The sequence below is a fragment of the Proteus sp. G2300 genome (genome assembly GCF_009915965.1).
GTDB lineage: Bacteria > Pseudomonadota > Gammaproteobacteria > Enterobacterales > Enterobacteriaceae > Proteus > Proteus vulgaris.
In genome coordinates this window covers 24,815-38,720 of sequence record NZ_JAABNK010000013.1, presented here as the reverse complement: position 1 = coordinate 38,720, position 13,906 = coordinate 24,815, and the positions used below count along the sequence as shown (strand labels likewise).

The following is a 13,906-nucleotide window of genomic DNA, read 5'->3' as shown; positions in this document are numbered from 1 at the left end:
ATGTTAAAAATACTGCTCCTTTTTGTGGTGCTTATTGCGGGCATCATCTTTGGCCCAATATTGGCAGGGCATCAAGGCTACGTGCTTATACAAACAGATAATTGGGATATTGAAACCAGTGTTACCAGCCTCGTCATTATGTTTATTTTACTGCAATTGGCGCTGTTGCTAATTGGTTGGAGTTATCGCCGTTTTATTGGCACAGGCTCAAAAGCCTACAGCTGGTTTTCTTTCCGTAAACGTAATCGTGCTCGTAAACAAACCAGTATGGCGTTAATGAAATTAGCAGAAGGCGACTTTAAAGAAGTTGAAAAACTGATGAGTCGCAACGCAGACTATGCGGAACAACCCGTTGTAAACTACCTATTAGCAGCAGAAGCAGCACAACAGCGTGGTGATGAATTCCGAGTTCAGCAACACCTTGAACGAGCAGCTGAACTTGCCGATACCAATCAGCTTCCAGTTGATATTACACGAGTGCGTATTTTATTAGCGCAAAATGAAAATCATGCGGCGCGTACTGGGGTTGATGAATTATTAAATCAAGCACCTCGCCATCCTGAGGTTTTACGTTTAGCTGAAACGGCTTATACCCGAACCGCTGCTTGGCAAGCATTACTTGATATCATTCCATCAATGCAAAAAATTGCGTTGCATACGGATGATGAATTAGAACAATTACGCCAAAAAGCCTACATTGGCATTATGGGACAAAAAATGTCCGAAAGTGGCTGTGATGGGCTAAAAAATTGGTGGAAAGCACAACCACGTAAAGTACATCATGATAATGCATTACGTGTTGTTTTGGCTGAACATCTTATTGAGTGTAACGATCCTATTACGGCTCAAACGATCATATTAGAAGGGATCAAACGTCAATATGATGAGCGTTTGATCTTGCTGTTGCCACGCTTAAAAAATACAGACGCTAACGTGATTTTAAAAGTGCTTAATACATTGATTAAACAACATGGACCAACACCATTACTCAATAGCACATTAGGTCAAATTGCCATGCAACAAGGGCAATGGGCACAAGCAGAAACGGCATTTCGTAATGCGCTAAAACAACGTCCTGATGTTCATGACTTTGCCTGGCTTGCTGATGTCTTAGATAAACAGAAAAAATCTGAGGAGTCGGCCAAAGTACGTAAAGATGCTTTGTTAATGACACTGAAAAAAGATTCTGTCATTTTTGAAGAGCCGAAAAAAAGCCAATAAACTCACAATAGATATCATTTGATCCACAATGTTAAAAACCCTCTTTATGTGAGGGTTTTTTATTTAATTTAAAAGTCATGTTGAAATAACAACACAAGTTCTACACATAAAGTTAAAAACAGATACACCCAAGCGATACGATAAAAACGACAGGGTATTCCTTTCATGTTTTCTTGAACAAACGATAAGTAATATTTTCTTGCTTGGTAAAATACCACAATATAAATCAGTGCGATCCCCTGGCAAAGAAAAGCCACATATTTAGCCCATGATTTTCCACCAATAATCAGCATGATCAAGGGGAGCAAAAAAAACAATAATGGGCCAAACTTTTCAATAAGAAAGAGCCTCTCCTGTGCAAGGTACGCTTTTTGTTTATTTATCATGATACGGCTATCTCCTATCTACCCTCGCACTGGATGATAACGTGATAACGCGATGAACACAAAACGGATAGGCTATATATAGCGTGTAAAAAAGCACATAAAAAAACGCCTGTATAAAACTATACAGGCGTATAAATATACAATCAGGTCTACAGACGGATGGTGCCTCACTCAACGTTTCGTCCTGTTGATGATGAATGATGTTCATCGTTAACCTGGACGTAGGCACCGAATAATCGGCTCTGCATCATTCCTAGGTTTATGAAGCCAATGCTATCATAAGGAGTGGAATGAGCATCTACGATATAAATAATGCATTTAGCGTGCCAATTTTTATTTTCTGATAACAAGAATTACCTGCTACAAAAATATAAGATAACTCATTGAATTTTCGTTTCCCTTTTCTGTTTCACTCTTTTTTTATGATAAAAAGTACATTGTCTGTACTTTCACACAGCGATTGCTAAATAGAAAAGAAAATATAAAGCCAAACGTACGTCTCTTTTTCACGACAAGAAAAACACACAACATATTTAAGACCAATAAATCAAGATGTTAAATGTCACCTATTGGCGACATTAAAAATACCAAGTGTTGGCATTTACCGACACAAAAAATAAAATTCTTATATTTCATATAATTAAAATATATTTTTTTATTAATTTACCTATTCTTTTTATGAAGATAAAAATAAGGTAATAAATTAAATTATTAATAAACCTTAAGTGATAAGACCAGATATCACTTATAAAAAGTGACGTTCTTGTTTACGCTCAATTAAGAATAAGCACTAGAAAAGATAGCCGAAGCTAGAATTGGATATGGATATAGAAAAATAAATATACTTAGTTTAAATATAAGATTATAAATCGCAGATACGAAAAAGCCCCGATAAAATCGGGGCTTTCTCTTATTGGTCGGCGAGAGAGGATTCGAACCTCCGACCCACTGGTCCCAAACCAGTTGCGCTACCAGGCTGCGCTACTCGCCGTCTGAATGACTGCTCTTATCTTGTTTATTGGTGCGAAGGGGGGGACTTGAACCCCCACGTCCGTTAAGACACTAACACCTGAAGCTAGCGCGTCTACCAATTCCGCCACCCTCGCATAAACAATAACTAAGATAAGATGGGGTGGCTAATGGGACTCGAACCCACGACAACTGGAATCACAATCCAGGGCTCTACCAACTGAGCTATAGCCACCATAACAGCTATCTTATTACTTCTTACAACAACGCTCTTCACCGTAACTCTTAGCACGCTTTAATGGCGCGCCCGACAGGATTCGAACCTGAGACCTCTGCCTCCGGAGGGCAGCGCTCTATCCAGCTGAGCTACGGGCGCTTCACGCCGTTGCGGGAGAGGATAGTACGGATTTACACACTGTCTGTCTAGTGCTTTTTGAAAAAAAAAGTTTGTTTGACGATACTTTGTGCATTTCGTCGATAAATGGAGCGTTTTTACGCACTAAACGTCCCGCTAGTATAATAATTAAACAATAAAGATGCTAGGTGAAAGCGTGAATAAATTCTTGATTCAGCCACGCCTAGCAAAAAAGATGTTATTCTTATTACAATTTATTGGAATAGTAATACCCAACAAACTTTAACAGCTTAAATTGACGCTTAATTCGGCTTGGTTGTGATAACAGGCGGTATAACCACTCTAAACCAAGATTCTGCCATGCTTTAGGAGCTCTCTTAACATGACCTGTAAATACGTCATAAGTCCCCCCCACGCCCATATATAATGCATCAGGGTAAATCTCACGACATACACGGATAAATAGCTCTTGCTTAGGTGAACCCATAGCAATAGTCACTATCTTCGCACCAGAGGCCTTTATACGCTCAAATAACCCCTCTCTATCTTGGGGAGTGAAGTAACCATTTTGACTCCCCACAATATTCACATTCCATTGTGCTTTTAGCTTATCTTCTGTTTGAGCAAGAACTTCTGGTTTGCCACCCACAAGAAAGACGGGGGTTTTTTCTTTACCCGCTCTTTCCATCAGGGCTTCCCATAGATCAGCACCGGCAATACGAGAAACATGTGCATCTGGATATTTACGGCGAATACCGCGCACAACACTGATCCCATCCGCATAAAGATAATCGGCTTCGTTAAGCAACTCATTCAAGGCCGTATCGGTTTCTGCGGTAAGGATTTTTTCTGCATTTATGGCAATCAGAGATCCACTTTTTATTTGTGTTCCTTCATAAAGATAATCCAGAAAATGAGCCATATCGCGAAATCCCCAGATATTATGTCCACGGATTGAATACTTCGGAATTGAATTGGATCCCATTACTTTTCCTTTTTCTCTAAACGAGGTTCACTTTGTATTTGACGAGTCACGTAATTACGCACTAATCCCGCACTTTCAAATAACCAATAAAGCAGTTTTGCAACAACCAAACATAAGCCAAAAACCAAACAGAAAAACACAACACGAGAGACAAAGGAATCAACCCCTTCTCGTGCTAAAACAATCATATTAAAAATTGCCCCAAAGCAGAATGCTTGTAAAATAGCGGATTTATAACGATTGCTTTCATTCAACCCTTGCTGATACAACCAATCAAACCACTTAATAATTAATCCCACCACAATTGCACCTAATGGGATAAATACAACCCCTCCCATCACCACCAAAGAACCAATTAAGGTTGGTGAAATTGCAAGACCTGCATGGTAATTAAGGACTTCCCATGTAAAGTAGTTTGCAGAATTGAGTACAACATCCGGACGCTCAGGCCAAACCCACGAAGGAATAAAAACATAAAAATCACGAATAATTGGAGCAAGCCCTTGAAACTCAATCTTGTCATAATTATCAATTAATAACGCTAAGTTTTCCCAAGGGGAGAACGTATCACGGGTTAGGTATAAGAAAGTATAGAAAGCCTCAGCGCCACTGACATCAAGTCCATAGCGTTTTAATGCCAACCAGAACATGCCGACAATACTCATCACCCCTGCAGTAACCAGCATCCACAACGTTATCCAACCACGAACAATGCCGATAAATAGAAACAGAGCAAAAGCGATAATGATATTCGCGCGAGTTCCACCCACAATGATATAAGTTAAAATTCCGAAACCGACCGTTGCACACAAGAAGAAAATCCAACGCTGTTGTGTCGGTTTTAAAAAATAAACCACCAGCATGGCGGGAATAAAGAAATAGAAAAAGCGCTTAAGCGCCACTCCTGATACTTGGCTCGAAAAAATTTGGCTATATGTTTTCAGCTTAAAGAGTAAAAAACCATTTTGTAGGAAAAAAATCCCCACTGTCACAAATGCAATTAATGCCAATAAGATCCAAGTAAGATTGGTTTCTACCCTATTCATCGTAAATAACGACCTAGAAGGGCCACTAACGGGCTTTCTCAACCTAACCTTATAAGTCACATAATAAATCGCATAGAAGCAGGTAGAGGCTAATAATGCGTATAATAATGAATCAACAGAAACAACCGCGACATCAAATTGGAACACCAACATACAGGTCAATGGAAAACCAAAATAGAATGTCAGCAAATAGAGCATTGAGAAAAAAACATTAAAATTAAAGCGAACTCGACGAAACTCTTGATAAGTCAGTAATAAAATAAAACTTAAGGAGATAAAATAAACGAGTGTTAAGCCACCCAGTTCCGCCAATGTCATTGGGGTTCTCCTGTACTTATCTCAATCAACTGCTTCCAACCTTCAGTAAAATTAGGTGCAAAGAAGGCAATATTTTTACGATCAAGCATCAATAATTGACGTTTAGCCTCTTCAATCAGCGCAATATCTAATTTATCACCCGAGAAAAAAACAGGAACATTCTGTTCAGTTAAATCCTGCCAAAATGGGTTTTGACGGCTGATAACAAAAGGAATAGCAAATTGGATAAGCAGGCAAAGTGTGCCAATACCTTGTTGACGATGAAAAATAAAATAGCCTAAATCACATGTTTTTAATAAGGCCAAATAATCATCAAATGCCAGTTTATCACGTAAAATTTCAACCTGATTATCAGGAAGTAACTGATTAACAGCGTGAGAAACTTCGTCAATATAGTTGTGATTATTCTCAGGATATCCCATTGGGATAATCACTTTTGCACGTGATCCATATTGTTCTGCTATTGATTGTAATGCTTCAATATGGCGATTTGATCTGTCTCCTGAATTTCCCACAATAATGGTGATTTGTTGTGCATCAATAGGTAACTTTTCTGCCACCGTCAGTGCAGGATCCATTCTTGTTGGAAAATAAAGCAAACTTGCTGGAATATTAACGTTAAACTGCGCGAAATAGTTAAGATCACCTCGTGTGCCAAATACTCGCCCTACCCGTTTTTGTGCCAACTTGCGAAGAAGATAAAATAGTCTAAATTTGAGTTGCTTAGCATCCTGATACAGATCAGCCCCCCAAATGTGCCACCAAAACTGATGACGCTTAATTTTACCTGTCAGTAATGCCAGCCAAATAGGCGCATTAAATTGGCCTAAAAAAAGGAATCGTTGGTGAATATCGGCTTTTGCCAATGTAATCACTCTCTGCGCAACCTGCTTTTTATCTGCTAAACACTCGATGTCTAAAGCAGAGTAGCTTTCTTGCAGTGAAGTATCTTTACTGGCAACGATAAAACGAGGTTTATATGTTAATCTCGCCTCAGTGACGAGATGGTCGTTAAAAAACCGTAACATTGTGTTGTTATGATGCACAATGTCTGAACCTAGTACGTAAATCAAAGTTGTCATTTGCGCCTGCAATAAATAACGAAAACAGAACTACAGAGAAGGAAGTAAATAATATAGGTTGCCATATAGGCTTGAGCAGCACCCAATGCGCCATATTCAGGAATAAGCCAACGGGAAAATAGTGTTAATAAAGCAAACTGGCTGACTTCGGTGAGAATATAAAAACGCAACGCCGCTTTTGCAATGACCAAATAGCCAAAGACATAAGCGCCTACTTTTAAAACATCACCGACAAGTTGCCATGCAAATAAATCACGCATAGCGACAAATTTATCTGAAAACAGTAACCAAATCGCAAAATCACGCAATAACCACACCATAAAACTGGCAACGGCAACCGCAGGAAGTACAAACTTCAGTGATTTCACGATCTCTTTGGTAATGTCACTCTTTTGCGTTAATCGAGAAAGTGTTGGCAACAAATAAACAGAAAAAGAGGCTGTAATAAACTGTAAGTAAGCATCTGAAATGCTAGTTACACCTTGCCAAATACCAACATCATCCCAGCTATAGTGCTCAGCAAGTAAATTACGCATCATAATATAAGCGACTGGCAACGTAATCGATGTCAGTATCGCCATAATCGTAAATTTACCAAGATGGCTTGCTATTACCTTATCCCAACGAGGTTTAAGCTCACTTAACGCAAATCGTTTACGTTTTAATACTATTACTGTAGCAGGAAATAAGATCAGCGCAGGGACTAATGCTAGCCCAATCAACGCACCGTGATAGCCCGCAAATAAATAGCATAAATAATAAGCAACAACACCAATGATACTACCGGTAATAATTGATAATGCATTACCAGCCGCATCACGATACCCCTTTAATATCGCCAGGAAATAATTGCTATACGCTATTCCCATTTGAATAAAGGCGACGGCTCTTACAATATCTTGATATTGCTGATAATTATCACCAAATAGCACTTGGCTTATCGGTGCTGAGAAAATAAGAAAGACAATAGCTAACAGTGTGGAAAACAGCAGGATCATAGATGATGATGTGCCCAACACATTTTTGCGTTGGCTGTCATCATCTTGATATTGTGCGATTAACTTCGTTACACCATTAAAAATCCCCGCACCAGATAATACGCCGAGTACGGTAATTAATTGGCGAAAATTACCCGCTAATCCCACGCCAGAAGGACCAAAGGAGACAGCGAGTAACTTAACGACAAGCAGACCAGCCCCGATTTTTATCAGGGTTGATCCTGCTGTCCAAATTGATGCTTTAGCTAATGACATAATTAAGCAAAGAAATCGCGAATATGGCTAATAACGGTTTGCTGTTCTTCTTCTGTCATATTGTAGAACATTGGTAAACGCACTAAACGCTCACTTTCTTGTGTAGTGAAAATGTCTTCGCCATCAAAACGACCAAATTTCATACCTGCTGGGCTGGTATGCAATGAGACATAGTGGAAGACAGTTAAAACTCCATGCGCTTTCATATAGTCATTAAACGCCGTACGTTGCTCGATATTGTTCAGTTTGATATAGAACATATGCGCATTGTGTTCTAATCCTTCAGGAACGATTGGAAGCGCTAATAAGCCTTTCTCTGCTAATGGCGTCAATGCATCATAGTAAATCTGCCAAAATGCTAAGCGGCGTTCATTAATCTTTTCAGCTTCTTCAAGCTGTGCCCATAAATAAGCAGCTTGTAAATCTGACATTAAGTAACTAGATCCAATATCACGCCAAGTGTATTTATCTACCTGACCACGGAAAAACTGACTACGATTAGTGCCTTTTTCACGGATAACTTCTGCACGATTGATTAAATCAGGATCGTTAATGAGCGTTGCACCACCTTCACCACCCGATGAATAGTTTTTGGTTTCATGGAAGCTATAGCAACCAATATGACCGATAGTGCCTAATGCCTTACCTTTATAAGTTGACATAACACCTTGTGCAGCATCCTCAATCACAAATAGATGATGCCTTTTTGCAATCGCCATTATCGTGTCCATTTCACACGCAACACCTGCATAATGAACAGGCACGATAGCACGGGTTTTATCTGTAATTGCTGCTTCTATTTTTGTTTCATCGATATTCATAGTATCTGGACGAATATCAACAAAAACAATGGTTGCTCCACGTAATACAAACGCATTAGAGGTCGAAACAAAGGTAAAACTCGGCATAATGACTTCATCGCCTGGTTTGATATCTAATAAGATAGCTGCCATTTCAAGCGATGCTGTACAAGATGGCGTTAACAGCGTTTTATGACAATGAAATTGTTCTTCTAACCACTTTTCACATTTTTTTGTGAAATTGCCATCACCACAAAGCTTGCCACTTTCCATAGCCTGTTTCATGTATTCTAATTCGGTGCCGACAACGGGTGGTTTATTAAACGGAATCATATTATCCCCTGTATAACCAATAAGTGGTGCTCTCTATTAAGCCTCCACTATGTGTGTATAAACGCGAAGCAGCAATATTGCTGATTTGTGTTGCAACATATAGGGTTGAAATACCTTGCTGTTGACACCAAAGCTTCGCGGCCGACATCAGTTGTTTACCAATGCCTTGTCCTGTTCTATTGGGCATTACGGCAAGTAATCCCACTCTTGCTTCACTTTCAGATATTCGACGTAAAGTGACAAAACCACTTACCTTGTTTTCATTATCATAAGTCAACAAACAAAGATCATCGAACGTGCCTAATACCGCTTTTTTCACCCATAATGCATAAAAGCGACTGCTATCGTCTTCTTGATACCATGGCGCTCGAAAACGACTTTGTGCAAAAGCCTCTGATGCCGTTTTCATCAGTAAATGAATATCCGCATCATTGGCTTTTCTAAAACATAGTTCGGGCGCTTTCTTACAAGCATTTTCTATGCCAATTGGAAGCTTAAAATCAATCTCACCTTCCGCAAATTGAAAACCTAATTGACTGAGTTTATCGATGAGTGAAAGCTCATGAGATGCGACTTTAGCTTGAACTAGCGCAAATGCATCAAGCTGTTTGTCTGTTAATACAGGCGCTTGAGCGTCAAACTCAAGGCGCCCTGTTTTGAGTGAGAAAAATTCACTTTCCCACTCAAGATAATTAATATTGGCGAGGACGGACATGTAATAAATCCAATAGATAGCGACCATAACCCGTTTTAGACAGTGATTTTGCACTTTCTCTTACTTGGTCATCATTGAGCCATCCATTACGCCAAGCAATCTCTTCAAGGCATGCCACCTTAAATCCTTGGCGTTTTTCAACTGTTTGAACGAAAGTGCTGGCCTCAATTAAACTGTCATGAGTACCCGTATCTAACCATGCAAAACCACGCCCCAACAGCTCAACATTCAGCTCGCCACACTCAAGATACATTTGATTAATCGACGTAATTTCTAATTCACCACGAATAGACGGTTTTACTTTTTTAGCAAAATCAACCACACGGTTATCGTAGAAATAAAGCCCTGTTACTGCCCAATTAGATTTTGGTTGTTCCGGTTTTTCTTCAATCGACAAGACTTTGAAATTATCGTCAAATTCAACAACACCAAATCGTTCAGGATCCATCACTTGATAACCAAAGATTGTCGCTCCACGTTCACGTTGAGCAACTTGTTTTAGTTTAGGACTAAATCCTTGACCAAAGTAGATATTATCGCCTAACACTAAACAGCAATGATCATCACCAATAAATTCTTCACCCAAAATAAACGCTTGAGCTAAGCCATCTGGCGATGGCTGAATTTTATATTGAAGATGAACACCAAATGCAGAACCATCACCTAATAAACGTTGGAATGAGGTCATATCATCAGGTGTTGTGATGATCAAAATATCTCGAATACCAGCAAGCATCAGAACTGAAAGCGGATAATAGATCATGGGCTTATCGTAGATAGGCAACAACTGTTTCGATACCCCTTTGGTTATCGGATGTAGTCGTGTACCAGAGCCACCCGCTAGAATAATACCTTTCATCATTTATCCTTTTACTTAATCAGTTTCCAAGCCCTAAACGTTCACCTGCATAAGAGCCATCAAGTACGCGTTTCCACCAAGTTTCGTTATTTAAGTACCACAAAACAGTTTTACGAATACCTGATTCAAATGTCTCTTCGGGCTTCCAACCTAATTCAGCTTCAATTTTCGCAGCATCAATGGCGTAACGCAGATCATGCCCCGGTCTGTCTTTTACATACGTAATTAAGTCAACGTATTGAGCAACACCTTCAGGTTTTACTGGATACAACTCTTCTAATAGCGCACAAATTGTTTTAACAACATCAATATTACGGCGCTCATTATGACCGCCAATATTGTAGGTTTTACCCGGTGTTGCTGTTGTGGCGACTAAATAGAGTGCACGAGCATGATCTTCAACATAGAGCCAATCACGAATTTGCTCGCCTTTACCATAGACAGGTAATGGTTTTCCTGAAATCGCATTTAAAATAATTAAAGGGATTAATTTTTCAGGAAAATGGTAAGGCCCATAGTTATTTGAACAATTTGTGATCACCGTGGGTAAACCATAAGTCCGTAACCATGCACGTACTAAATGGTCACTTGATGCTTTAGACGCTGAATAAGGACTACTTGGCGCATAAGGTGTGGTTTCAGTAAAGAAATCATCTGTACCTTCCAAATCACCATACACTTCATCTGTGGAGATGTGATGGAAACGAAATGCCGTTTTCTTCTCTTCTGGGAGAACTTGCCAATAATGGCGAGCAGCTTCCAATAAAGTGTAAGTACCAACAATATTGGTTTCAATAAACGCAGCAGGGCCATCAATAGAACGGTCAACATGGCTTTCAGCCGCTAAATGCATCACAATATCTGGCTGATATTGAAAAAATAAACGGTCAAGTTCTGCCCTATCACAGATATCAACTTGCTCAAAGGCATAGCGTTCACTGTTAGCAACGGGCGCTAATGACTCTACATTACCGGCATAAGTCAGCTTATCCACCACAACAACGCTGTCATTGGTATTTTCAATAATATGTCGAACAACAGCAGAGCCGATAAAACCGGCTCCACCTGTCACTAGAATGCGTTTCAACGCCATACTCCTTTAGTATCTACAATCCATCTTTGAGTGACTTTACTACCTGGGATAGCTTTAAACTGTTGATGATCAACGAGCATTAAGACAATATCAGCGTCTTTCAATGCTTGCTCTGTTGATACTAATTCAGTGATCCCTTTTAGTTTCGTTGGTAACTCATGAATATTAGGTTCAACCGCTAATGTCGTTCCGCTGTGCCAATCTGCCACCTGCTTTGTGATATTCATGGCTGGGCTTTCACGTAAATCATCGATATTCGGTTTAAAAGATAAACCAAAACAAGCAATTTTAATTTCATTGGCACGCTTACCTGTTTCTGTCAGGCAATCTGCAACCGCGGCTTTGACTTGATCAATAACCCATACTGGTTTGCCATCATTAACTAAACGCGCGGTGTGAATTAAGCGGGATTGTTTCGGGTTTTGAGACACGATAAACCAAGGGTCAACCGCAATACAATGTCCCCCAACACCTGGACCTGGTTGTAAAATATTGACGCGAGGGTGGCGATTCGCCAAGCTAATCAGCTCCCAAACATTGATACCTTGATCCGCACAGATAAGCGATAATTCGTTAGCAAATGCGATATTAACATCGCGGAAGCTGTTTTCTGTCAGCTTACACATTTCTGCGGTACGTGCATTAGTGATAACACATTCACCTTCAAGGAAAATTTTATATAATTCGCTCGCACGCTCCGACGATTTACGGTTCATTCCCCCCACAACACGGTCATTGCGAATAAGCTCAATCATGACCTGACCCGGTAATACACGCTCAGGGCAATAAGCGATATCAATATCGGCATCTTCACCTTGTTGGTGAGGGAACGTTAAATCTGGGCGAGATTCTGCTAACCATTCGGCCATCTGTTCTGTAGAGCCAACCGGTGAGGTTGATTCCAGAATAATTAGATCACCTTTTTTCAGTACAGGTGCAATAGAGCGCGCCGCTGATTCAACATAAGCCAAGTCAGGCTCATGTTCGCCTTTAAAAGGTGTTGGTACTGCAATAAGGTAAGCATCTGCTGGCTGTGGCGTGGTGTAGGCTTTTAAGTGACCTTCTTCAACAGCTTGTTTAACAACTTTATCGAGATCAGGCTCAACAATGTGAATTTGACCTTTGTTAATTGTATCAACTGCATGCTGATTAACATCAACACCGATGACGCTTTTTTTACGAGAGGCAAAAGCTGCCGCTGTAGGTAAACCAATGTAGCCGAGGCCGATAACAGAAATAGTTTCAAAACTCATAATGTCACCTGATTTTTTTTCAATGCTTCAAGAATACGTTGGCAGGCATGTCCATCACCATAAGGATTTATCGCCTTACTCATTTGGTGATACGCGTTTTCGTCTGTCAATAAAGAGGTTACTTCGCTAACAATACGTTTAGTGTCTGTTCCCACCAAACGAACAGACCCCGCTTCAACCGCTTCTGGGCGTTCTGTCGTGTCTCGCATTACAAGAACGGGCTTGCCTAATGAAGGGGCTTCTTCTTGAATTCCACCAGAATCAGTCAAAATAAGGTAAGCATGGTTCATTAGATAAACAAATGGGAGATAATCTTGTGGTTGTATCAATTTAATATTATCGATACCGTGAAGAATACGTTGGACAGGTTCACTCACATTAGGGTTTAAGTGAACAGGGTAGACAACTTCAACATCAGGGTGCGCTAATGCGATTTCAGCTAATGCTTGGCAAATACGCTCAAACCCCCCCCCAAAACTTTCGCGACGATGTCCCGTCACAAGGATCATTTTTTTGCCTGGTTGAATAAAAGGATAGTTTACAGCGAGTTCATTTAAGAGTGTTTGATTGCCCATGACTCTATCACTTACCCAAAACAACGCATCAATCACCGTATTTCCTGTGACAAAAATATTTTTATCAGCAACTGCCTCGCGCACTAGGTTTAATTTTGCCGTTTCTGTCGGGGCGAAATGGTACATAGCAAGATGCCCTGCTATAGTACGGTTTGCTTCTTCAGGCCATGGTGAATAAAGATTGCCAGTACGCAATCCAGCCTCCACATGACCAACTGGAATTCGTTGATAGAATGCAGCTAAACTTGCTGCCATCGTTGTCGTTGTATCACCATGCACCAAAACAACATCAGGTTGGAATGATGCTAATACCGGTTTTAACCCTTCTAAAATACGACAGGTAATATCCGTTAAATCTTGTCCTGGTTTCATAATATTGAGATCATAATCTGGTTTGATCTCAAAAAGATTTAATACCTGATCAAGCATTTCTCGATGTTGGGCCGTAACACATACCTTCGCTTCAAACGAATCATCATTTGCTAAAGCGTGCACTAAAGGTGCCATTTTTATCGCTTCAGGGCGTGTGCCAAAAACAGTCAACACTTTCACAGTGGCTCTCTTTTTTTCATTGTTATATCGCTTATTTTTGGGAAAGCAATATGCCCTTATACTCATTACATCAGGTGTCGAAACACCTGATGTTTCGTTATTGTCATCAAT

At 40.0% G+C, this 13,906-nt stretch carries 12 protein-coding genes and 4 tRNA genes; 1 reads left to right on the top strand and 15 read right to left on the bottom strand.

The features are described 5' to 3' along the window. Positions 1-1,221: a protoheme IX biogenesis protein HemY gene (gene hemY / locus GWI97_RS07150; RefSeq protein WP_036939563.1), complete on the top strand. Its 1,221-nt coding sequence runs from the start codon at positions 1-3 to the stop codon at positions 1,219-1,221. 68 nt (positions 1,222-1,289) lie between these two features. Here hemY and GWI97_RS07145 read toward each other — a convergent pair whose 3' ends face one another. The 15 genes from GWI97_RS07145 to wecB all read right to left on the bottom strand — a co-directional run bounded on the left by GWI97_RS07145 (position 1,290) and on the right by wecB (position 13,795). Further along, entirely contained in the window at positions 1,290-1,607 is a 318-nt protein-coding gene (locus tag GWI97_RS07145) for a hypothetical protein (RefSeq protein ID WP_036939567.1), read from the bottom strand. A 914-nt stretch (positions 1,608-2,521) separates the two neighbouring features. Next, a tRNA-Pro gene (locus tag GWI97_RS07140) sits at positions 2,522-2,598 on the bottom strand. Positions 2,599-2,626: 28 nt separating this feature from the next. Further along, positions 2,627-2,713, bottom strand: a tRNA-Leu gene (locus GWI97_RS07135). A 22-nt stretch (positions 2,714-2,735) separates the two neighbouring features. Further along, a tRNA-His gene (locus GWI97_RS07130) sits at positions 2,736-2,811 on the bottom strand. A gap of 64 nt (positions 2,812-2,875) precedes the next feature. Next, a tRNA-Arg gene (locus tag GWI97_RS07125) sits at positions 2,876-2,952 on the bottom strand. A gap of 226 nt (positions 2,953-3,178) precedes the next feature. Next, positions 3,179-3,916: a lipopolysaccharide N-acetylmannosaminouronosyltransferase gene (gene wecG, locus GWI97_RS07120; protein ID WP_123822488.1), complete on the bottom strand. Its 738-nt coding sequence runs from the start codon at positions 3,914-3,916 to the stop codon at positions 3,179-3,181. Then, a complete protein-coding gene (gene wzyE, locus GWI97_RS07115) occupies positions 3,916-5,280 on the bottom strand; it encodes an ECA oligosaccharide polymerase (RefSeq protein WP_161750058.1) in 1,365 nt (454 codons plus the stop codon). The genes wecG and wzyE overlap by 1 nt, the downstream gene beginning before the upstream one ends. Next, positions 5,277-6,362 carry a TDP-N-acetylfucosamine:lipid II N-acetylfucosaminyltransferase gene (locus GWI97_RS07110; RefSeq protein ID WP_161751892.1) on the bottom strand — a complete coding sequence of 362 codons (1,086 nt, stop codon included), beginning with the start codon at positions 6,360-6,362 and terminating at the stop codon, positions 5,277-5,279. Before GWI97_RS07110 ends, wzyE begins: the two co-directional genes overlap by 4 nt. Further along, positions 6,359-7,615 carry a lipid III flippase WzxE gene (wzxE, locus tag GWI97_RS07105; RefSeq protein WP_036939578.1) on the bottom strand — a complete coding sequence of 419 codons (1,257 nt, stop codon included), beginning with the start codon at positions 7,613-7,615 and terminating at the stop codon, positions 6,359-6,361. The genes GWI97_RS07110 and wzxE overlap by 4 nt, the downstream gene beginning before the upstream one ends. Positions 7,616-7,617: 2 nt before the next feature. Next, positions 7,618-8,748, bottom strand: a complete 1,131-nt coding sequence (gene rffA, locus GWI97_RS07100) for a dTDP-4-amino-4,6-dideoxygalactose transaminase (protein ID WP_036939580.1) — start codon at positions 8,746-8,748, stop codon at positions 7,618-7,620. A 1-nt stretch (position 8,749) separates the two neighbouring features. After that, positions 8,750-9,463 (bottom strand): dTDP-4-amino-4,6-dideoxy-D-galactose acyltransferase, encoded by a 714-nt coding sequence (gene rffC, locus GWI97_RS07095; RefSeq protein WP_036939583.1) that lies wholly within the window; start codon positions 9,461-9,463, stop codon positions 8,750-8,752. Then, positions 9,441-10,322, bottom strand: coding sequence for a glucose-1-phosphate thymidylyltransferase RfbA (gene rfbA, locus GWI97_RS07090; RefSeq protein WP_036939585.1), 882 nt, complete (start codon positions 10,320-10,322; stop codon positions 9,441-9,443). Before rfbA ends, rffC begins: the two co-directional genes overlap by 23 nt. A 19-nt stretch (positions 10,323-10,341) precedes the next feature. Continuing rightward, positions 10,342-11,409, bottom strand: a complete 1,068-nt coding sequence (gene rffG, locus GWI97_RS07085) for a dTDP-glucose 4,6-dehydratase (protein ID WP_036939843.1) — start codon at positions 11,407-11,409, stop codon at positions 10,342-10,344. Continuing rightward, complete coding sequence (gene wecC / locus GWI97_RS07080) at positions 11,406-12,668, bottom strand: UDP-N-acetyl-D-mannosamine dehydrogenase (RefSeq protein ID WP_036939588.1); 1,263 nt, start codon at positions 12,666-12,668, stop codon at positions 11,406-11,408. The genes rffG and wecC overlap by 4 nt, the downstream gene beginning before the upstream one ends. Further along, a complete protein-coding gene (gene wecB / locus GWI97_RS07075) occupies positions 12,665-13,795 on the bottom strand; it encodes a non-hydrolyzing UDP-N-acetylglucosamine 2-epimerase (RefSeq protein WP_036939590.1) in 1,131 nt (376 codons plus the stop codon). Before wecB ends, wecC begins: the two co-directional genes overlap by 4 nt. Positions 13,796-13,906 lie beyond the last annotated feature (111 nt).